The organism is Streptomyces sp. NPDC048565, assembly GCF_040650935.1.
Taxonomy (GTDB): domain Bacteria; phylum Actinomycetota; class Actinomycetes; order Streptomycetales; family Streptomycetaceae; genus Streptomyces.
Map to the genome: position 1 here is coordinate 80,741 of NZ_JBEZIH010000006.1, position 19,952 is coordinate 100,692.

The window sequence follows — 19,952 nt, forward strand, 5'->3', positions numbered from 1 at the left end:
GTGACTGGAGTAGCGATGGAGTACCACCCGCAGCCGACCGCAGGCGAGGCCAGGCCCTGGGCCTTCCCCGCGCCCGAGCGCGGCGCCCTGCCCAACGGGCTGACCGTGCTGCGCTGTCACCGCCCTGGCCAGCAGGTCGTCGCCGTGGAGATCTTCCTCGACGCCCCGCTGGACGCCGAGCCCGATGGCCTGGACGGGGTGGCCACGATCATGGCGCGCGCGCTGTCCGAGGGCGCGGACAAGCACTCCGCGGAGGAGTTCGCCGCCGAGCTCGAGCGATGCGGCGCCACGCTGGACGCCCACGCCGACCACCCGGGTGTCCGCGTCTCCCTCGAGGTCCCGGTCTCCCGGCTGACCAAGGCGCTCGGCCTGGTCGCCGAGGCCCTGCGGGCTCCTGCCTTCGCGGAGAGCGAGGTCGAGCGTCTGGTGGGCAACCGCCTCGACGAGATCCCGCACGAGCAGGCCAACCCGGCCCGGCGGGCCGCCAAGCAGCTCTCCAAGGAGCTCTTTCCCGCCACGGCACGGATGTCGCGTCCGCGCCTGGGCACGGAGGAGACGGTCCGGCGGATCGACGCCGCCGCCGTACGCGCCTTCTACGACGCCCATGTGCGCCCGTCCACGGCGACGGCGGTCGTCGTCGGTGACCTCACCGGGGTGGACCTGGACGCGCTGCTCTCCGAGACCCTCGGGGACTGGTCGGGCAACGCGGGCCAGGCCAGGCCGGTGCCTCCGATCACCGCGGACGACACCGGCCGTGTGGTCATCGTGGACCGCCCCGGAGCCGTCCAGACGCAGCTGCTGATCGGCCGTATCGGCGCGGACCGCCACGACAGCGTGTGGCCGGCCCAGGTGCTCGGCACGTACTGCCTGGGAGGCACCCTCACCTCCCGGCTGGACCGCGTGCTGCGTGAGGAGAAGGGCTACACCTACGGTGTCCGGGCCTTCGGACAGGTGCTGCGCTCGACGGCGCCCGGCTCCTCGTCCGGGACGACGGGCGCCGCGATGCTCGCGATCAGCGGCTCCGTCGACACGGAGTCCACCGGGCCCGCGCTCGACGACCTCTGGAAGGTCCTGCGCACCCTGGCGGCCGAGGGACTCACCGACGCCGAGCGTGAGACGGCCGTGCAGAACCTCGTGGGCGTCGCCCCGCTGAAGTACGAGACGGCGGCCTCCGTCGCCGGCACCCTGGCAGACCAGGTGGAGCAGCACCTCCCGGACGACTACCAGGCCGAGCTGTACGCACGCCTGGCCGGCACCGGCACGGTCGAGGCGACCGCCGCCGTGGTCAGTGCCTTCCCGGTCGACCGTCTGGTCACGGTCCTGGTCGGGGACGCCGCGCAGATCGCCGAGCCGGTGAAGGCGCTCGGCATCGGCGAGGTGTCGGTCGTCAGCGGCTGACGGAACGGGACATGACGGACCCCGGCGGGTGGTTTCCGCCGGGGTCCTGCTGTTTGTCTGATTTGTAGAGAAGTGCGGCGTTCATCCTGTGGGATGTGCGACAAAAGACCCTTTCCGTTTGGCGGCGCGAAGCGGCCCGCTCTAGCGTCGGCCCGGCTGTCCGCCGGACGAATGCCGCATCCGCGGCGCCGGACAGCCATCGCCGAGTCCCCGTCAGGCGCGAGCCTGGGGAGCCGGGGACCCATGAAGTCCCTGGGGTGAATCGGATCTCTGCGCCTCGTCGGAGGTGTGGAGGCCCGTAGGAGACCTTCCTGCTCCGAACCCGTCAGCTAACCCGGTAGGCGAGAAGGAAGGAAAGGACCAGCCCCTCCATGGCGTTCATCCGTGCCACCGGGAAGCACCGTGCCCCGAGCCGCCTGACGCGCAAGAGCGCCAAGGTCGCCGGCGTCGCCGCCCTGGCCACCACCGGCGTCATCGGCGCCACCGCCTCTCCGGCCCTCGCCGCTGACTCCCAGACCGTCACCGGTACCGGTCTGACCCAGACCGTCGCCCTCGACGCCACCCTCGCCGACCAGATCGCCGCCCAGGCGACGGCCCAGCAGCACCAGGCCGACGTCGCCGCGAAGGCCGCGGCCGAAGCGAAGGCCAAGGCGAAGGCGAAGGCGGAGGCCGAGCGCAAGGCCGAGGCCCGCGCCAAGGAGGTCGCCGAGGAGAAGGCGCGCGCCGCCCGCGCCGCCGAGCGTGCCCGGCTCAACGCCTTCCACCTCCCGGTCGCCGGCTCGCACGTCACCACCGGATACAAGTCCGGCGGCGCGCTCTGGTCCTCCGGCACGCACTCCGGCGTGGACTTCCAGGCCGCGTCCGGCACCTCCGTCGTCGCCGTCGGCGCCGGCACGGTCGTGGAGGCCGGCTGGGGCGGCGCGTACGGCAACAACATCGTGCTCAAGATGAAGGACGGCACGTACACCCAGTACGGCCACCTCTCCTCGATCGGCGTGTCCGTCGGTCAGGTCATCGGCTCGGGCGAGCAGATCGGCCTCTCCGGCTCGACCGGCAACTCCACCGGGCCGCACCTGCACTTCGAGGCCAGGACCACCCCCGCCTACGGCTCGGACATGGACCCCGTCGCCTACCTCCGCGCCCACGGCGTCCAGGTCTGACCCCACCCCGCCGCTCCCGACGGGGCGCGTGCCGCACTCCTCGCCGAGTGTCTCGACGGCCAAAAGATATCCATGGATTCCACCCCGCCATCGGAAATTCTGGCTGATTGCAATAGAGTCACGGAACAGGCGTCGATCGGCCGCGTTTCGCGGTGATTAAGGCGGAGGTTCGGACATGCGTATTCCCGCGCATTCGGTATGCACGGCAATCCGTGACGACATCGTCTCCGGTGTCTTCGAACGGGGCAGCCGCCTCACCGAAGAGGTGCTCGCGCGCCGCTACGGTGTCTCGCGTGTGCCCGTGCGCGAGGCACTGCGCACCCTGGAGTCCGAGGGGTTCGTCGTCACCCGCCGGCACGCCGGCGCCTGTGTCGCCGAGCCCACCGGGCAGGAGGCCGCCGACCTCCTGGAGATCCGCATGCTCCTGGAGCCCCTCGGCGCCGCCCGCGCGGCCCAGCGCCGCACCGAGGCGCATCTCAAGGTGCTCCGTGGCCTGGTCAAGCTGGGCCAGGAGCGCGTGCGTCGGGGGGAGGGGGAGGATCTGCGCGCCCTGGGAGGCTGGTTCCACGAGACGCTGGCGCAGGCCTCGGGGAGCCCCGCACTCATCGCGCTGCTCACCCAGCTCCGGCACAAGATCGCCTGGATGTACGCCGTCGAGCAGCCGCTGACCCCCGCGGACTCCTGGGCCGAGCACGGCGCCCTCGTCGACGCGGTGGCGCGCCGTGACGCGGAGCGGGCCAGGGCGCTCGCCGTCCAGCACGCGGAGCGGGCCACCGCGGCGCATCGGCTGCGGCGTACTCCGGGGCAGGCGGTGGGCGGCCGGACGGCGGGCGCCACCGGGGTGAGGACTTCGCAACACCCCGTCAACATCGCGGGAGCCCGCCATTAACAAAAGCGCCGTATACAAAGAGAGTAATTATCGCAGGGCTTTCTTTCTGCTGCCCTGATCCACGTTTTACCGGGCTCTGTGTGCGTCGTTGTGGAATACAGAAAGGCCGCGGCTCCCGGTGAGGGTGCCGCGGCCTTTCCGCAGAGAACTCCGTTGCGAAGCGACCGGAGTCAGACGGTCTCCGGGAGCTCCTCGAGCCCCTCGGCGACCAGCTTCGCCAGGCGGTCGAGGGCGGCCTCGGCGTTGTCGGCCTCGGATGCGAGCACGATCTCCTCGCCGCCCTGGGCTCCCAGGCCGAGCACCGCGAGCATGGAGGCGGCGTTCACCGGGTTGCCGTCGGCCTTGGCGATCGTCACGGGGACGCCGGAGGCCGTGGCGGCACGGACGAAGATGGAAGCGGGGCGGGCGTGCAGGCCCTCGGCCCAACCGACGTTGACGCGGCGCTCAGCCATGGTTCTGCCCTTCACGAAGCTATGGGTTGTCTAGACCAGTCTCTCATGCAGTGCGTACTGCTGTGCCCGCCACCGTCACCGGCCGCTCACCGCCCGTCGGCTCCCTCAGCGTGCCCCCGCCGAGGTCCCGCCGCGACCGGTGCCCCGGGTCGTAGTCTTGGCCCATGGAGCCCACTCCGGAGCAGAGTCCGCCTCACGTGTACCCCGACCACTGGGAGGCGGACGTGGTGCTCCGCGACGGCGGCACCGCGCGCATCAGGCCGATCACCACGGACGATGCCGAACGGCTGGTCAGCTTCTACGAGCAGGTGTCCGACGAGTCGAAGTACTACCGCTTCTTCGCGCCGTACCCGCGTCTGTCCGCCCGGGACGTGCACCGCTTCACCCATCACGACTACGTCGACCGGGTGGGACTGGCCGTCACGGTCGGCGGCGAGTTCATCGCCACCGTCCGCTACGACCGGATCGACGCGCGGGGCAGGCCCGCCTCCGCCCCGGCGGACGAGGCCGAGGTCGCCTTTCTCGTGCAGGACGCCCATCAGGGCCGCGGCGTGGCGTCCGCCCTTCTCGAACACATCGCGGCGGTGGCACGGGAGCGGGGCATCCGCCGCTTCGCCGCCGAGGTGCTGCCCGCCAACAACAAGATGATCAAGGTGTTCCGGGACGCCGGGTTCACCCAGCAACGCAGCTTCGAGGACGGCTCGGTCCACCTCACCCTCGACCTGGAACCCACAGCCAAGTCCCTCGCCGTCCAGCGCGCCCGTGAACAGCGGGCCGAAGCGCGGTCCGTCCAGCGGCTGCTGGCCCCCGGGTCCGTCGCGGTCATCGGCGTCGGCCGCACGCCCGGCGGAGTGGGCCGGACCGTGCTGCGCAACCTCCTCGGCTCCGGCTTCACCGGAGGCGCGTACGCGGTGAACACGTCGTTCGCCCCGGGCACCGGCACGGTCGAAGGGGCGTCCGCCCACCGCTCCGTGGGTGAGATCGGCGAGCAGGTCGACCTCGCGGTCGTCGCCGTCCCCGCCGACCGGGTGCCCGAGGTCGTCGCCGACTGCGGAGAACACGGGGTCCAGGGCCTGGTCGTCCTGTCCGCCGGTTACGCGGAGCGCGGCGCCGAAGGCAGGGAACGACAGCGGGAACTGGTCCGGCAGGCGCGCTCGTACGGCATGCGGATCATCGGTCCGAACGCCTTCGGCATCATCAACACCTCCGAGGCGGTACGCCTCAACGCCTCCCTCGCCCCCGAGTCGCCCGAGGCAGGGCGCATCGGACTCTTCACCCAGTCAGGCGCCATCGGGATCGCCCTCCTGTCGGGCCTGCACCGCAGGGGCGCAGGACTGTCGTCCTTCATCTCCGCGGGCAACCGCGCCGATGTCTCCGGCAACGACTTCCTGCAGTACTGGTACGAGGACCAGGACACCGATGTGGCCCTGCTGTACCTCGAATCACTGGGCAATCCGCGCAAGTTCACCCGGCTCGCCCGCCGGACGGCCGCCGTGAAGCCGGTGGTCGTGGTGAAGGGCGCCCGGCACAGCGGTTCCAACCCGCAGGGGCACGCCGTGCCCGTCAGCCGTATCCCCGACGCGACGGTCTCCGCGCTGATGCGCCAGGCGGGCGTGATCCGCGTCGACACCGTGACGGAGATGGTCGACGTCGGTCTGCTCCTCGCGGGCCAGCCCCTGCCGGACGGCCCCCGGGTGGCGATCCTGGGCAACTCGGAGTCGCTCGGTCTCCTCACCTATGACGCCTGCCTGGCGGAGGGGCTGCGCCCGCGCCCGCCCCGCGACCTCACCACGGTGGCGAGCCCGCAGGACTTCCGGGACGCCCTGGCCGAGGCGCTCGCCGACGGCGCGTGCGACGCCGTGGTCGTGACCGCGATCCCGTGGGTGGGGGAGAACGGCGAGGCGGAGACCGGCGAAGGCGAGGTTCTGGGGGCCGCGCTGCGCGAGGCGGTGGCCGGTGGCCCGGCCAAGCCGGTGGCGGTGGTCCACGTGGAGATGGGCGGCCTGGCGCAGGCCCTCGCCGCCGCCACGGGCACGGCCACCGGGCCAGGGTCCGGGGCCGCGTCCCGGCCGGCCGTGTCCGCTGCCGCCCCGGATCCACAGCCGCCCCCCACCTCCGCACCCGGCACCCAGCCCCCCGGCGGATCGGCACCCGGCACCCAGCCCCCCGGCGCCCCCCGGCCCGGCGCGCCCGTCACGGGCGGCGAGTCCCCGATCGGCGCCCCCGCCCCCGACGCACCCGGCGCCCCCGCAGGTCCAGCGACCCCCGGCCCTTCCGCCGGGCGGATCCCCGCCTACCCCGCCGCCGAGCGAGCCGTCCGCGCGCTCGCCGAAGCGGTGAAGTACGCCCAGTGGCGGCGCCAGGCGGCCACCCCGGGCAAGGTGCCCGAATTCCTGGACGACACCATCGACGAGCACGGCACCGCCGCGCTGATCGAGACGCTGCTCGGCCCGAGCCCCGACCCCCGTGGCCGCCCGCTCACCCACGACGAGGCACGCGAGCTGCTCGCCCGCTACGGCGTCACCGTCCGGCCGGCGCTCCCCGCCCCGGACCCCGAGGCCGCCGTCGCCGCCGCGGCGAAGCTCGGCTACCCGGTGGCGCTCAAGACCACCGCGCCCCATCTCCGGCACCGCGCCGACCTCGGTGGTGTCCGGCTCGACCTCGCCGGCGAGAACGCCCTGCGCCGTGCGTACGACGAACTGACCGGCCTGCTCGGCGCGCCCGCCGAACTCCGGCCCGTAGTCCAGGCCATGGCACCCAGGGGCGTCGACACCGTCGTCAGGGCATCCATCGACGCGGCGGCCGGTGCCGTCCTCTCCTTCGGCCTGGCCGGCGCGCCCTCCGAGCTGCTGGGCGACACGGCCCACAGGCTCGTGCCCGCCACCGACCGCGACGCCGCCGAACTGATCCGCTCCATCAAGGCGGCTCCGGTGCTGTTCGGCTGGCGCGGCTCCGCGCCGGCGGACACCGCGGCGCTCGAAGAGCTCCTGCTGCGGGTGTCCCGGCTGGTCGACGACCACCCCGAGGTGGTCTCGGTCACCCTGGAACCCGTGGTCGTCGCCACGCACGGACTGACGGTGCTCGGGGCGAGCGTCCGGCTCGCGCCGCCGCCCGCCCGCAACGATCTCGGCCCCCGCCGGCTCCCCAGCTACTGACCGCCCGGAGACCCGTGCACGGCGTCCCCGGCAGCCACCGGCCCCCCGTAGGATGGTCCCCATGGCAAAGACCGGTACGACGACCCAGGGGCTGCGCACGGCGATCGAGCGCAGCGGCTACTACCCGGCCCTCGTGGCCGAGGCGGTGGAGGCCGCCGTCGGCGGAGAGCCGGTCGCTTCGTACCTGGTGCACCAGGAGACCACCTTCGACTCCAACGAGGTCCGCCGCCATGTCACGGTCCTCGTCCTGACGGACACCCGCTTCATCGTCAGCCACACCGACGAGCAGGCCGCCGACACCAGCTCCCCGACGCCGTACGCCACGACGTCCACCGAGTCGGTCAAGCTCGACCGGATCTCGTCCGTCGTGGTCAGCCGCGTCGTCGCCAACCCCGAGAAGTACGTGCCCGGCACGCTGCCCCGCGAGGTCGTCCTGACCATCGGCTGGGGCGCCGTCTCCCGCATCGACCTGGAGCCCGCGGCCTGCGGTGACCCCAACTGCGAGGCGGACCACGGCTACACCGGCAGCTCCACCGCCGACGACCTGAGCCTTCGTGTCAGCGAGGCCGGGGACGGTCTGGACACCGTGCGCCAGACCCTCGCCTTCGCCCAGTCGCTCTCCGAGGCCACGGCCGCGACCGCGGCGACCGGCCGCTGATGGTCCAGCCCGCCTGGCAGGACCCCGTTCTGCTCGCTCCCGAGACCGCACCCGTTCCCGAGTACGGCATCGGCTCGCTCGCCGATCTGCTGCCGACGCTCGTCGCGGGCCAGGGCGTGCCCGGCTTCGGCGCGGTGATCCCGGAGCTCACCCCCGCCGACCGGAACTGCGTCTTCCTGATCGACGGACTCGGCTGGGAGCAGATCAACGCCCACCCGGACGAGGCGCCCTTCCTGCACTCCCTGCTCCCCACCTCCCGGGGCGGCACTGGCCGGCCGATCACCTCGGGGTTCCCGGCGACCACGGCGACCTCGCTCGCCTCCGTCGGTACGGGCCTGCCCCCCGGCGAGCACGGTCTTCCCGGCTACACGGTGCGCAACCCCGGGACGGGCGCGCTCATGAACCAGCTCCGCTGGAAGCCGTGGACCGACCTCAAGGCCTGGCAGCCGTACCCGACGGTCTTCCAGCTCGCCGACGCGGCCGGCGTGCGCACGGCTCAGGTCTCCGCCCCCGGCTTCGAGCAGACCCCTCTGACGAAGGTCGCGCTCAGCGGCGGTTCCTTCCTCGGCCGGCTCACGGGCGAGGAGCGGATGGACCTCGCGGCCGAGCGGCTCGCCGCGGGTGACCGGTCCCTCGTCTACACGTACTACAGCGAGGTCGACGGCCAGGGGCACCGCTTCGGCGTCGACTCCGACGCCTGGCGGGGCCAGCTGATGTACGTCGACGGGCTCGCCCGGCGCCTCGCCGAGCAGCTGCCGCCCCGCACGGCGCTCTACATCACCGCCGACCACGGCATGATCGACATCCCGTTCGACGAGCACTCCAGGATCGACTTCGACGAGGACTGGGAGCTGGGCGCCGGTGTCGCCCTGCTGGGCGGCGAAGGCAGGGCCCGCCATGTGTACGCGGTCCCCGGGGCCGAGGCGGACGTGCTCACCGTATGGCGCGAGGTGCTCGGCGAGCAGTTCTGGGTGGCGAGCCGTGACGAGGCCGTCGCGGCGGGCTGGTTCGGCCCGCGGATCGACGAGCGGGTGTACGGCAGGATCGGCGACGTGGTGGCGGCTGCCCACGACGACGTGGTGATCACCGCGTCGGCCAAGGAGCCCCACGAGTCCGCGATGGTGGGGATGCACGGCTCGCTCACCCCCCTGGAACAGCTGGTCCCACTCCTCGAAGTACGCTCGTAGCCGACGTTTTCCGCCCCCGCACTGCCCCTGCTGCTCCCGCACCCGATCCACCTCCGAAAGGCGCGCACCCTCCGATGCCCGAGCTCGTGTTCTTCTCCGGGACGATGGACTGCGGGAAGAGCACACTGGCTCTCCAGATCGGACACAACCGCTCGGCCCGGGGGCTCCAGGGCGTGATCTTCACCCGGGACGACCGGGCCGGCGAAGGCAAGTTGTCCTCGCGCCTCGGCCTGGTCACCGAGGCCGTCGAGGTCAGCGAGAGCATGGACGTGTACGGCTATCTGGTCGACCAGTTGTCCACGGGCGGCCGGGTGGACTACGTGATCGTCGACGAGGCGCAGTTCCTCGCGCTGGAGCAGATCGACCAACTGGCACGGGTCGTGGACGACCTCGGGCTCGATGTCTTCGCCTTCGGGATCACCACCGACTTCCGCACCAAGCTCTTTCCCGGCTCGCAACGGCTGATCGAGCTGGCCGACCGGATAGAGGCCCTACAGGTCGAGGCGCTGTGCTGGTGCGGCGCGCGGGCGACGCACAACGCCCGTACGCTCGGCGGGGAGATGGTGGTCGAGGGCGCCCAGGTGGTCGTGGGTGACGTCAACCACCCGGTGGAGGACACCGGTTACGAGGTTCTGTGCCGTCGGCACCACCTTCGCCGGATGACCGCCGCCTCGGCCCGCGCGGGCGCGCTGTCCCCCGACGTCCTGCCGGTGACACAGGCCTGAGATCTCGGGGGCGGTACCCGGACCGGTGGCGCCCGCACCCGGCGGGGAGACCAGGTGCGGGCGTCTTCATTACTTGACGGCGCGTCGCCACACCGAAACAGGCGTGCTGTCGCCGTCGTTTCTCTGCCTGCTCGCTACTGCGAGACCCGCACGTAGTCGATCAGCATCCGCTGCGGGAAGACGCTCGAGTCGTCCGGGGCTCCGGGCCAGTCACCGCCGACCGCGTTGTTGAGGATGATGTAGAACGGGTGGTCGTAGACCCAGGGCCCCCGGGTCGACTCCACCGTCTCCTTGTCCGCCGTGAAGAACTCGTTGCCGTCCACGGAGAACGTCAGGTGGTCGGCGTCCCAGTCGACTGCGTAGACGTGGAAGTCCGAGGCGAAGTCGCTGCCCGCCACGGTGTACGGAGATCCGTAGCCGCCGCCGCCGTTGTAGGCCGGCGCGTGCAGCGTGGAGTACACGGAGTCGGCGACGCTGCCGACGTGCTCCATGATGTCGATCTCACCCGAGTTCGGCCACGGTGTGCCGGTGTTGAAGTTGGATCCGAGCATCCAGAACGCGGGCCACAGACCCTGCGTGCCGCTCACCTTGATCCGGGCCTCGACATGGCCGTAGGCGAAGTTCAGCGACTGCGAGGTGTTGATACGGCCCGAGGTGTACGAGCCGTCGGCCTCCTTCCTTGCTTCGATGACGAGGTTGCCCTCGCCGTCCATGTCGGTGTTCTCGCCGTCGGTGTATTCCTCCAGCTCGCCGTTCTGGCCCCTGCCGGTGTCCTGCGTCCACTTGCCGGTGTCGGGCTTACTGCCGGCCGGGCCGTCGAACTCGTCGCTCCACACCAGCTGCGGCGGGTCGTTGGGCGCCGGCGGCGCGGCGGGCGGCGGGGTCGGGTCGCCGCCGGTGCCGTACACGTCGAAGTCCCACAGCGAGTATCCGTAGCCGTTGCTGCGCGCGGTGCCGTACATCCGCACATAGCGGCCGTCACCCTCGACGTCCAGGGTCTGCTTGTAACCCTCGCTGGTGGTCGTGGAGTAGACGCTGGTCCAGTCGTTGCCGTCGGGCGACGTCTGGATCTCGTAGGACGTCGCGTACGCCGGGTCCCACTGGAGCACGACCTGCGTGATGTGTGCGGTGGCCCCCAGGTCGACGCTGATCCAGCCGGGGTCGACCCAGCCGTCGCTGTCACTGGTGGCCCAACGGGTGGCCGGGTCGTGGTCGAACGCCTTGGCCGGGGTGCAGCCGACGCAGCTGTTGGCGTCCTGGTACGTCGAAGCCGTGGCCGGCTTGTCGTACGACAGCAGGGTGGAGTCCGCGGCCTTGGCAGGGGTGTTGCCGTTCAGGGCGAGAGCCAGGCTCGCGAGGACAGCGACGACCACGGCCAGAACCAGGGATCTTCTGTTGTTGGTCACCGGGAGGGATGGACTGCTCTGCATGGCGTCTCCTAGTTGGTCGCCAAAATCTCCGAGAGAGCGCTCTCTCGGTGAGCAGATGATTGCGGCGTTGTTGCTGACACGTCAAGAAGTTGAACGCGATTCACCGGAACCCGCACAGCGGGCCGCGTCCCGACGTCAACCGTTGAAGAGCGCGATCGGCCGCTGTCCCCCTGGGGAGCTACGGGGTTGTGTCCACCGCAGGGTGACGACCCATCGGCCCCCGGATCCATAGAGTCCTGTCAGTCGCACCTTCCGGAGTGTTCCGCCCTCCGCGTCCTGCCCCGCCCACGCTTCCTGGAGTTCCCCCCATGGTCCGCACCATCGTCAAGTCCATCGCCGTCATCGCCGTCTGCTGCGTCGTGGGCGGTGTGGGGCTTGTCGCCTACGAGGAGTACGTCAAGGACGACTCCACCTCGGCCGGGAAGGGCTCCCTGGGGGACCCGTTCACCGGGACCAAGAAGATCACCGTCGGCGGCAGTTCGGTGAACGTCTCCTGCGCAGGCGACGGGGCCGAGGGCGGCCCGCTGGTCATGCTGATGGCCGGCGGGGGAGACGGGCTCGACACGATGGCGCCGCTGCAGAAGAGCCTGAGCGGCAAGGCCCGGGTCTGCTCCTACGACCGGCTCGGCGAGGGCAAGAGCGACAAGCCGAAGGGTATGCAGGGCATCAACGACACCGGGGAGATCCTCACTTCGGTGCTCGACCGGCTCGCGGGCGACCGCCCCGTCGTGCTGGCAGGCCACTCGCTGGGCGGCTACATCGCCGCCCGCTACGCCCCCGACCACAAGGACCGGATCCAGGGCCTGGTCCTGATGGACGCCACCATTCCGACGCTGACCGCCGATGTCTCGAAGGCGATCCCGGAAGACGCCACCGGGATCGGCGGCCAGCTGCGTGAGCAGACGATCGGGGTAAACGAGGGGCAGAATCCGGAGAAGTACGTCATCGCCGACGGTGAGGTCCACTCCGCCGGTGACATTCCCGTCGAGATACTCAGGCACGAGTCCCAGTACGCCCAGGCCCCCGAGTACGAGACCGCGCTCGAGAAGATGTGGGCCGACGGGCAGAAGGAGTGGCGCGCCATCTCCAGCCGCAGCACGCTCAGCATGGCGCCCAAGACCGGCCACTACATCCACACCGACCGCCCCGACCTCGCGCTCAAGGCGATCCAGAAGGTCACGGCCGAGGTCACCGACCAGCAGAAGTAGCCCGGACGGCACGTGGGCCCGGCTCCTTCCTCCGAGCCGGGCCCCGTTCGTGCGCCGTACTGTGAACTCCTCATGTACGGAGGCCGTTTCGCCGCCCGGCGGGGGTACCTTCGTCCACGTGCCCGAGAAGACGTCCCACGGCTCACACCTGATCCACGGCCTGCGCCGGCCCCACGCCCTGCCCCTGCGCGGGGCCCGGTCGCGGTGATCACGCCGGCGGATCCGGCCGCGCGGACCGGCCGTGGCCTGGTGTCGTCCGACCTGCGCAGACGTTCGGCTTTCGGCGGCGCGCTGATCGCGGCGTTCGGCGGCTTCGCAAGCTTCAATCTGCTGCTCTCCGCGCTGCCGGCCTACGCCGTCCGCTCCGGCGCGGGGCCGTCGGGCGCCGGAGCGCTCACCGCCACCCTGATGGCGTCGACCCTGGCCGTCCAGCCCTTCACCCCGTGGCTCTTCGCCCGGCTCGGGCGCCGCAACTCCCTCGCGCTGAGCGGTGCGCTGCTGGGGCTGCCGTCCCTGGCCCTGCCGGCCGCCTCCACGCTGACCGCGCTGAACGGCCTCGCGGCCGTGCGCGGGCTGGGCTTCGGGATCTTCGTCGTCGCCGGTGTCACCTTCACCACGGAGCTGTTCCCGGCCGCCGGCCGGGGGCGGGCCATCGGCTGGTACGGCGCCGCGGTCGGTGTCGCCGGTGTGCTGGGAGCTCCGCTGGGCATCGCGCTGGCCCGGCAGGAGGCGTACACGCTCACCTTCGCCCTCGCGGCGGGAACGGCCGGTCTGGTGGTGGCCGGCTCGTTCGGCTTCCCGCGGGGAACCGGGCCCGCGCGGCCGGCCGGACCGAGGGCCGCACGGTCATGGACCGTGCGCGGGGCATGGCGGTCGTTGCGTCCGATGACCGGCCCCCTGCTGGTGGAGATCGCCTCCACCACGGCGTACGGCGTCGTCTTCACCTTCGTTCCGCTGACCGCGTCGGCCGCACCGCAGGCGCTGCTCGCCGCGCAGGCCTCCTCGGTGCTCGCCAGGCTGGTCGCCGGGTGGCTCATCGACGGGTACGGCGGCCGAAGGGTGCTGGTGCCCGCCGTTCTCGTCACCGCGCTCGGTACCGCCGCGGGCTCGGCCTCCGATGAACCGGCGCTGCTGCTGGCCGGTGCGGTCCTGTTCGGAGCGGGCTTCGGCGCCGTCCAGAGCGCCACCCTGGTGCTGGTCATGCAGGCGGCCGACGAGGGCTCCGCCGGGCTCGGCCGGGCAGGAGTCGCGTGGAACATCGCCTTCGACGCCGGCACCGGGATCGGCTCGCTCGCGGGCGGCCCGCTGCTCTCCGCCGGCGGCCCGTCCGCCCTCTTCCCGACGACCGCGGCCGCACTGGCCGCATTGCTCCTCGTCCCCTCGACACGACGTCCCCGGCACTCGGATGAAGGGAAATGACCGGAATGCACGGACCGCATGTCACTCCCTTTTCATTCGGGACGGCGTGGCCCTCGCCGGTAACTCCACACCGGTGCCCGGGAGTTGTTATTCTCGGAGTATGCGGATAGGCGTAAATGTTCCAAACTTCGGCCCAGGCACGACGCCGGACAATCTTGCCCGATGGGCCAAAACAGTGGAAGGTCTCGGTTTTGACCTGTTGATGGTCTCCGACCATGTCGCGATCACACCGGATGTCGCCAAGCAGTATCCCGCCCCGTTCTACGAGCCGTTCACCACGCTTGCCTGGCTGGCCGGAATCACGACCAGGATCCAGCTGGGGACCACGGTTCTCATCCTCCCCTACCGGCACCCCCTGCTGACTGCCCGAATGGCGGCCAACCTGCATGAACTCTCCGGCGGACGGCTGGTTCTCGGGGTCGGCGTCGGCTGGGCGCGGGAGGAATTCGAGGCGCTGGGAGTCCCCTTCGAAAAGCGCGGCGCACTGACCGACGAATACCTTCGGGCGCTACGCACCGCATGGGACGACGAAGCCGACTACCGGAGCGGGCAGATTCCCATCTGGATCGGCGGCAACAGCGATGTCGCATTGCGTCGGGCGGCACGCCTCGGTATGCCATGGCATCCCCTGCGTTTCACGCTGCCCTGGTTCCTTCAGGCGGTCGACCGTCTGAAGGGTATTGCGGCCGGACTCGAGCGGCCGGTGCCCGATCTGGTGCCGCGCATCACTTTGCGGCTCACGGAAAAGCCCGTCGTTCACCCGGACCGCCGTGCCGGCGAAGGCACGATCGAGCAGATCTTCGACGACATCGAGCAATTGCGCCTCGCCGGCGCGGAAACCGTGCTGCTCGACCCCTACAACGGCGACCCGGAAGAGACCCTCAGGCCCGAAGCGGCCTGGCAGGCCCTGGCCACCGTGGCCGCGCACCGGGCGCACCGATACCCCACAGAGACGGAGTGACAGTGGCCGACGACGACCTTCCCGAGGGTGACGGCGGTCGCGCCGCAGGCGTCACCGAAGCCGACCTGACCTATCTGCGCCGTTGCGTGGAACTCGCGGCCGAGGCGGTGGACGCCGGCGACGGGCCGTTCGGCTCCGTGCTCGTCGACGCGGACGGGAAGATCCTGGCGGAGGACCGCAACCGCGAGTCCACCACAGGTGACCCGACCAAGCACCCCGAGTTCGAACTCGCCCGCTGGGCCGCCACCCACCTGACCCCCGAGGAGCGGGGCACGGCGACCGTCTACACCTCGGGTGAGCACTGCCCGATGTGCGCGGCCGCGCACGGGTGGGTCGGACTCGGCCGCATCGTGTACGCGAGCTCGTCCCAGCAGGCCCGGGACTGGAAGGCCGAATGGGGCGCGCCCATCACCTCGCCCCTGAGCCCGCTGTCCATCCGGGAGGTGGTCCCGGCCCAGGAGACGGCCGGCCCCGTCCCCGAACTTGCCGCGCAGGTCAAGGCGTTGGCCCTCCGCGCCCGTACGGCGAGCTGACAGAGAGGGCGCCGGGGCCCGGCAGCGGATGTTCTCGCTGCCGGGCCCCGGCCGTTCCCGGAGTGACGGGATCACACCATGAACTGGTCGTACTTGGCCATGTGCTCCTGCAGCTCCTCCACCTGCGAAGGGAATCAGCCACCGTATGCAGTCGCTTCCCGCGGTGACATCGAAGTGACGAACGGGGGTGACCCGAGGTCAGCTGCCGGGCGGCCGCACGATCGTGAACACCGCGCCCTCGGGGTCCGACACCGTGGCCAGCCGCCCGCTGGAGGCCTCCCGCGGCGGCTGCAGTACATGGCCGCCGAGCTCCACGACGCGTGCCGTCGCCTCGTCCGCGTCGGCGACCTGGAAGTACGTCATCCAGTGGGGGCCGCGGTCACGCGGCAGGGCGTGCCCCACGCCGTGCAGGGCGGCCACCGGACGGCCCTGGATGTGCAGTGTCTGGTAGTCGAAGTCGGCGGAGACGACGGCCTCCGTCTCGAACCCGAACACGGCCTGGTAGAACTTGGCGACCGAGGCGGTCTCCCGGGTCAGGAGCTCGTTCCACACGGGGGTGCCCGGCGTGCCCGCGAGAGCCGCACCGAGGTGCTCGGCGGGCTGCCAGGCGCCGAAGACGGCGCCGGTCGGGTCGGACGCCAGCAGGAGCCGGCCCGCGTTGCCGGCGACGAGGGGGCCGACGGCCACCGTCCCGCCGCAGGACCTGATCGACTCCGCGGTGGCATCCGCGTCCTGGGTGGCGAAATAGGTCGTCCAGGCGATCGGGAGATGCCGGCCGGGCGGCAGCTGACCGATGCCGGCCACTTCCTTGCCGCACAGCAACGCCCGGACGTACGGCCCCAGCTGTTCGGGCCCCGGCCCGAACTCCCAGCCGAACAACTGGCTGTAGAAGTCCTCGGTCGCGGTCAGACCGTGCACGATCAGACTCACCCAGCACGGTGCTCCAGGCAGGCGCCGGGTGGCAGCCTCGGTCATCTTCTCTCCTCGCACCTTCGGGTGGCCGTACGGGGGACGGAGCCCACACGGTGTCCGGCGGTACGGATACGAGTGCGTACGCTCCGTGCAGATGCTCGCACCACTGAGCCCCGCAGGCACCCCGGCCGCGCCGCGTTTTCCGGCTTCCCGTCAGGCCGTAGCCCGTTTTGATGCGGTACATCCATTTAGCGGATACGTCACCGGGCCGGCCGCCGCTGCGCGAGGATGGCACCCATGAAGCCCATCATCACCGCATCCGAATACGTGAGCGAGTCGGCGGGGCCGCGTCCGCCGGTGCTCCTGGACGTCCGCTGGCAGCTCGGCGGACCGGACGGTCGCACCGAATACGAGGCAGGGCACATCCCCGGGGCGGTGTTCATCGACCTCGAATCCGAGCTCTCGGGACCGGCCGGCAGCGGCGGCCGTCACCCACTGCCCGACCCGGAGGCCTTCGGGGCCGTCATGCGCAGGGCGGGCGTCGGCCAGGACACCCCCGTGGTGGTCCACGACGGCGCCCAGGGCTGGGCGGCGGCCCGCGCCTGGTGGCTGCTGCGCTGGACCGGGCACGACGACGTCCGGGTGCTGGACGGCGGCCTCGCGGCATGGACGGGCGAGCTCACCACCAGCGTCCCGGAGCCCGACCAGGGCGACTTCCGGCCCCGCCCGGGCGCGCTCGCCCTCCTCGACGCGGACGGGGCCGCGAAGCTGGCCCGCTCCGGTCTGCTGCTCGACGCCCGGGCGGCTGAGCGCTACCGCGGGGAGGTGGAGCCGATCGACCGCGTCGGCGGCCACATCCCCGGCGCCGTGTCCGCCCCGACCACGCAGAACCTCGACGATGACGGGCGCTTCCTGTCCGCGGCCTCGCTCGCCTCACGCTTCTCCGACCTGGGTGCCGACGCCGGCACCCAGGTCGGCGTCTACTGCGGTTCCGGCGTCTCGGCCGCCCAGGAGGTGCTGGCGCTGGAGCTCGCCGGACACCCGGCCGCCCTGTACGCGGGATCCTGGTCGCAGTGGACGGCGGACGCCTCCAGGCCCGTCGCCACGGGCCCGGACCCGGCCTGAACCCTCGGGTGTCAGTTATCGGATATCGGGACAGAGCGAGGGCCCGTACGCGGTCGCGTACGGGCCCTCCTCGTGTCACGGGTGCAGGGGCGCCTCTCAGTCCTGCTTCTTCCGGCGGGTACCGAAGACGATCTCGTCCCAGCTCGGCACCGCGGCGCGGCGGCCCGGACGCACGCCGTCCGCCTCGGCCTGGCGATCAGTCGTCCCGGTCAGCCGGTCGCGGTGACCTGCCACCGCGCGCGGCATCAGCACATCGGCGTAGGCCGAACCCGCACCGGCGGACGCCGCGGCGGCCGGGGGCTCGTCGGCCTCGGGCTCCTGCTGCGGTGCGGGCTCGATCGCGGGCGGCTCGGGCTGCGAAGGCCGCTCCGGGACGACCATGTCACCACGGAAGCTCGGCACCGCCTCCAGCAGGCTGGTCAGCGAATCGCGCTCGCCCGCCGACACGCCGCCGACGCGCTCCTCCGGCTCCGGCGCCGGGGGAGCGGGGCGCTCGATCTGCCGGTCGAGCGCGCGATCCAGCGGCCGGTCGCGCGGCAGCCGTGCGATCCGGGGCACGAACGGGAAGCTCGGCTCGGGAGCCGCGACATCGTCGGTCTCACCGATCAGTGAGCGCGCCTCTTCGTCCAGTGCCTGGACGAGCCGCCGCGGAGGGTCGTACGTCCAGCTCGCGGCGTGCGGTTCGCCGGCGACGCGGTAGACGAGGAGGACCTCCCAGGTGCCGTCGTCCCGGCGCCAGGAGTCCCACTGGACGGTTTCCCGGTCGGCTCCGCGCAGCAGCAGCCGTTCCTGCACCGCCTCACCGAGCTGGGGTCCGGTGTTCTCGCCGGGACGGCGCACAGGAGTCTTCCGGGCGCGCTCGGCCATGAACGCACGCTCCGCGAGCACGGGGCCCTCGAAGCGGCGTACCCGGTCCACCGGGATGCCGGCGAACTGGGCGACCTCCTCGGCGGAGGCGCCGGCGCGTATACGCGCCTGGATGTCACGCGGGCGGAGATGACTCTCCACCTCGATCTCGATCTGGCCGAGCCGAGCGCGGTCGTTGCGCACCGCGGCACGCAGCCGCTCATCGATCGGAAGCGTGTACTCCGTGCTGTCCGCAGCTTTGAGCACCAGTCGTGTGCCGTCGTTTGAGACGGCCACGACACGCAGTTCGGGCATGGGAACCTCCCGGGTGGTGCCTGCCGACGTCACGTGCGTCGCTGCTTCCGCTAGTCGAGTGTGACCTGCCCGGCTTCAGCCTGCCACAACCTTGCCAAGTTACCCGCGTGTCGGGCGTTGGTCCTGGAACGCCACGATGACACGGTCACCTGTTCGCGACGTGCAGTGACCGGATGATCACTCCATGCGGCGGGCGTCCGTGCGATGCCGCGGCGCCGCCGGTTCGAGTGCCGTCCTTCGGCCCCCTCCCGTAGGTCCCGGATACCCGTGTGGGAGTCCGGCCCCAGGGCTCGCCACAGTACTCCATTCGGGCCACCGGGGTGGACCGGCGCGCCGCCGAAGTTCTCGCCGGGTACGGGAGTTGAGTCGCCCCGATGCCCGCGGTATGTCCGCGGTGCGTTAGCTGCTTCACATAATCTCCAGAATCGGAACCATCTGGTTCGCTCAAATGTCCTTTCCTGGTGCAAGGTGGGGTAGTTGTCTAGCAGGGGCTGATCATGGTTCAGAAGCCGCAGAATGATGCGGAACGCAGAGAAAGGCGCATAGATCTGAGCCTCCCGCAGGTCGCGGGCAGTGCGGTCGCGGCAGTCGCGGCGGCGGTCATGGCCTCGCAGCTCGGTGTGTACGGAACCATCGCCGGGGCCGGCGTGATGAGCGTGGTCGCCACCTGCGGCGGCTCGGTCTTCCAGCACTTCTTCCGTCGTACCGGGGAACAGATCCGCGAGGTCACCGTCCAGGCGAAGAGCCCGGCAGGCCGTCAGGTGAGCGTCCGGACGCGGGAGACGCCCCTCAGGTCGCAGCAGCCGCAGCAGACACGCCAGCCGCAGGACGACGCGACGCGGGTTCTGCGGCAGGTCGGCGTCGAGGACGACGCGACGCGGGTCCTGCGCACGGCGGAGACCGGCACCGACCGCACCACGATGCTCAGACAGGTCCGGCCGGGCGAAGCGCGTCCGGGCGGCAAGGACCCGGGAGCCCCGCCGGACCCGCGCCCGGGCGACGCGCTCAAGGACGACTCCTGCTCCGACTACTCCGAAGCCCTTACGCACGGCACCCCCGTCCGCGGCTGGAAGCGGTCGGCCCTCGCGGCCACCGGGGTCTTCGTCCTGTCGATGGCCGGCATCACCGTGTACGAAATGGTCTCCGGGCACGACCTCGGGGGCAACGGAGGCACGACCATCGGCTCCGTCGTGAGCGGCGAGCGCCACGGGGGCACGACCTCACCCTCGCCCTCGGACGGCACGGACCGGAAGGACGACGGGAACGAGGGGGGCCAGCAGGACGACGGGGACGTGCCCGGCAGTGGGACCACGACCTCGCCCGGTACCGACGAGGGCACGGGGCACAGCACCGGTCCCGACCCCGCGGCCACCGACGGCGCGGTCACCGGTCCCACTCCCACGCCCTCGGCGTCCGACGGTGACACGACGCCGGACACCACCGCCCCGACCACTCCGGGCGACGCCGCCACCACGCCGGCCGCACCGGACCCGACCGGTGCCGGCGAGGCCCAGGAACAGCAGGGCGGGGCCGAGTCCGGTACCGGAACCGACCGGTGAGCCTCCCCGGCGGCGTGCGC

Annotated in this window: 16 protein-coding genes, 1 pseudogene and 1 riboswitch; of the genes and pseudogenes, 13 read left to right on the plus strand and 4 right to left on the minus strand. The window is 71.7% G+C overall.

Features of this window, described 5'->3' with window-relative positions; all coding sequences use genetic code 11:
• Positions 1-15 precede the first annotated feature (15 nt).
• From AB0C75_RS09750 to AB0C75_RS09760, 3 genes are all read left to right on the plus strand, one after another.
• On the plus strand, positions 16-1,398 hold the full coding sequence (locus AB0C75_RS09750; protein ID WP_362889165.1) for a pitrilysin family protein: 1,383 nt from the start codon (positions 16-18) through the stop codon (positions 1,396-1,398).
• 190 nt (positions 1,399-1,588) lie between these two features.
• Positions 1,589-1,757, plus strand: a riboswitch (cyclic di-AMP (ydaO/yuaA leader).
• A 12-nt stretch (positions 1,758-1,769) separates the two neighbouring features.
• Positions 1,770-2,558, plus strand: coding sequence for a M23 family metallopeptidase (locus tag AB0C75_RS09755; RefSeq protein WP_362888802.1), 789 nt, complete (start codon positions 1,770-1,772; stop codon positions 2,556-2,558).
• A gap of 175 nt (positions 2,559-2,733) precedes the next feature.
• Positions 2,734-3,447 carry a GntR family transcriptional regulator gene (locus AB0C75_RS09760; RefSeq protein WP_362888804.1) on the plus strand — a complete coding sequence of 238 codons (714 nt, stop codon included), beginning with the start codon at positions 2,734-2,736 and terminating at the stop codon, positions 3,445-3,447.
• Positions 3,448-3,617: 170 nt separating this feature from the next.
• Here the strand turns inward: AB0C75_RS09760 and AB0C75_RS09765 are convergent, their stop codons facing one another.
• A complete protein-coding gene (locus AB0C75_RS09765) occupies positions 3,618-3,899 on the minus strand; it encodes an HPr family phosphocarrier protein (protein ID WP_018520603.1) in 282 nt (93 codons plus the stop codon).
• A 164-nt stretch (positions 3,900-4,063) separates the two neighbouring features.
• Here AB0C75_RS09765 and AB0C75_RS09770 point away from each other — a divergent pair, with 164 nt between their 5' ends.
• From AB0C75_RS09770 to AB0C75_RS09785, 4 genes are all read left to right on the plus strand, one after another.
• Positions 4,064-7,054 carry a GNAT family N-acetyltransferase gene (locus AB0C75_RS09770; RefSeq protein WP_362888806.1) on the plus strand — a complete coding sequence of 997 codons (2,991 nt, stop codon included), beginning with the start codon at positions 4,064-4,066 and terminating at the stop codon, positions 7,052-7,054.
• A 61-nt stretch (positions 7,055-7,115) separates the two neighbouring features.
• Complete coding sequence (locus AB0C75_RS09775; RefSeq protein ID WP_362888809.1) at positions 7,116-7,712, plus strand: DUF5998 family protein; 597 nt, start codon at positions 7,116-7,118, stop codon at positions 7,710-7,712.
• Positions 7,712-8,899: a nucleotide pyrophosphatase/phosphodiesterase family protein gene (locus tag AB0C75_RS09780; protein ID WP_362888811.1), complete on the plus strand. Its 1,188-nt coding sequence runs from the start codon at positions 7,712-7,714 to the stop codon at positions 8,897-8,899. Before AB0C75_RS09775 ends, AB0C75_RS09780 begins: the two co-directional genes overlap by 1 nt.
• Positions 8,900-8,973: 74 nt before the next feature.
• On the plus strand, positions 8,974-9,624 hold the full coding sequence (locus tag AB0C75_RS09785; protein WP_362888813.1) for a thymidine kinase: 651 nt from the start codon (positions 8,974-8,976) through the stop codon (positions 9,622-9,624).
• Positions 9,625-9,758: 134 nt separating this feature from the next.
• Here AB0C75_RS09785 and AB0C75_RS09790 read toward each other — a convergent pair.
• Positions 9,759-10,928 (minus strand): annotated as a pseudogene (locus AB0C75_RS09790) (family 16 glycosylhydrolase); the annotation flags it as partial.
• Positions 10,929-11,362: 434 nt separating this feature from the next.
• On the opposite strand from AB0C75_RS09790, the gene AB0C75_RS09795 reads away from it, so the two are divergent.
• The 4 genes from AB0C75_RS09795 to AB0C75_RS09810 all read left to right on the plus strand — a co-directional run bounded on the left by AB0C75_RS09795 (position 11,363) and on the right by AB0C75_RS09810 (position 15,175).
• On the plus strand, positions 11,363-12,262 hold the full coding sequence (locus AB0C75_RS09795) for an alpha/beta hydrolase (RefSeq protein ID WP_362888815.1): 900 nt from the start codon (positions 11,363-11,365) through the stop codon (positions 12,260-12,262).
• Between the two features lie 204 nt (positions 12,263-12,466).
• On the plus strand, positions 12,467-13,681 hold the full coding sequence (locus AB0C75_RS09800) for an MFS transporter (protein ID WP_362888817.1): 1,215 nt from the start codon (positions 12,467-12,469) through the stop codon (positions 13,679-13,681).
• 100 nt (positions 13,682-13,781) lie between these two features.
• Entirely contained in the window at positions 13,782-14,642 is an 861-nt protein-coding gene (locus AB0C75_RS09805; RefSeq protein ID WP_362888819.1) for an LLM class flavin-dependent oxidoreductase, read from the plus strand.
• A 2-nt stretch (positions 14,643-14,644) separates the two neighbouring features.
• On the plus strand, positions 14,645-15,175 hold the full coding sequence (locus tag AB0C75_RS09810; protein ID WP_362888820.1) for a nucleoside deaminase: 531 nt from the start codon (positions 14,645-14,647) through the stop codon (positions 15,173-15,175).
• A gap of 198 nt (positions 15,176-15,373) precedes the next feature.
• On the opposite strand, the gene AB0C75_RS09815 is transcribed toward AB0C75_RS09810, so the two are convergent.
• Entirely contained in the window at positions 15,374-16,150 is a 777-nt protein-coding gene (locus AB0C75_RS09815; protein ID WP_362888822.1) for a VOC family protein, read from the minus strand.
• Positions 16,151-16,384: 234 nt separating this feature from the next.
• Between AB0C75_RS09815 and AB0C75_RS09820 the strand changes: the two genes are divergently transcribed.
• A complete protein-coding gene (locus AB0C75_RS09820; RefSeq protein ID WP_362888824.1) occupies positions 16,385-17,212 on the plus strand; it encodes a sulfurtransferase in 828 nt (275 codons plus the stop codon).
• A 96-nt stretch (positions 17,213-17,308) separates the two neighbouring features.
• On the opposite strand, the gene sepH is transcribed toward AB0C75_RS09820, so the two are convergent.
• Positions 17,309-18,373 carry a septation protein SepH gene (gene sepH / locus AB0C75_RS09825; protein ID WP_362888826.1) on the minus strand — a complete coding sequence of 355 codons (1,065 nt, stop codon included), beginning with the start codon at positions 18,371-18,373 and terminating at the stop codon, positions 17,309-17,311.
• A 497-nt stretch (positions 18,374-18,870) separates the two neighbouring features.
• Between sepH and AB0C75_RS09830 the strand changes: the two genes are divergently transcribed.
• Entirely contained in the window at positions 18,871-19,932 is a 1,062-nt protein-coding gene (locus AB0C75_RS09830) for a hypothetical protein (protein WP_362888828.1), read from the plus strand.
• Positions 19,933-19,952: the final 20 nt, after the last annotated feature.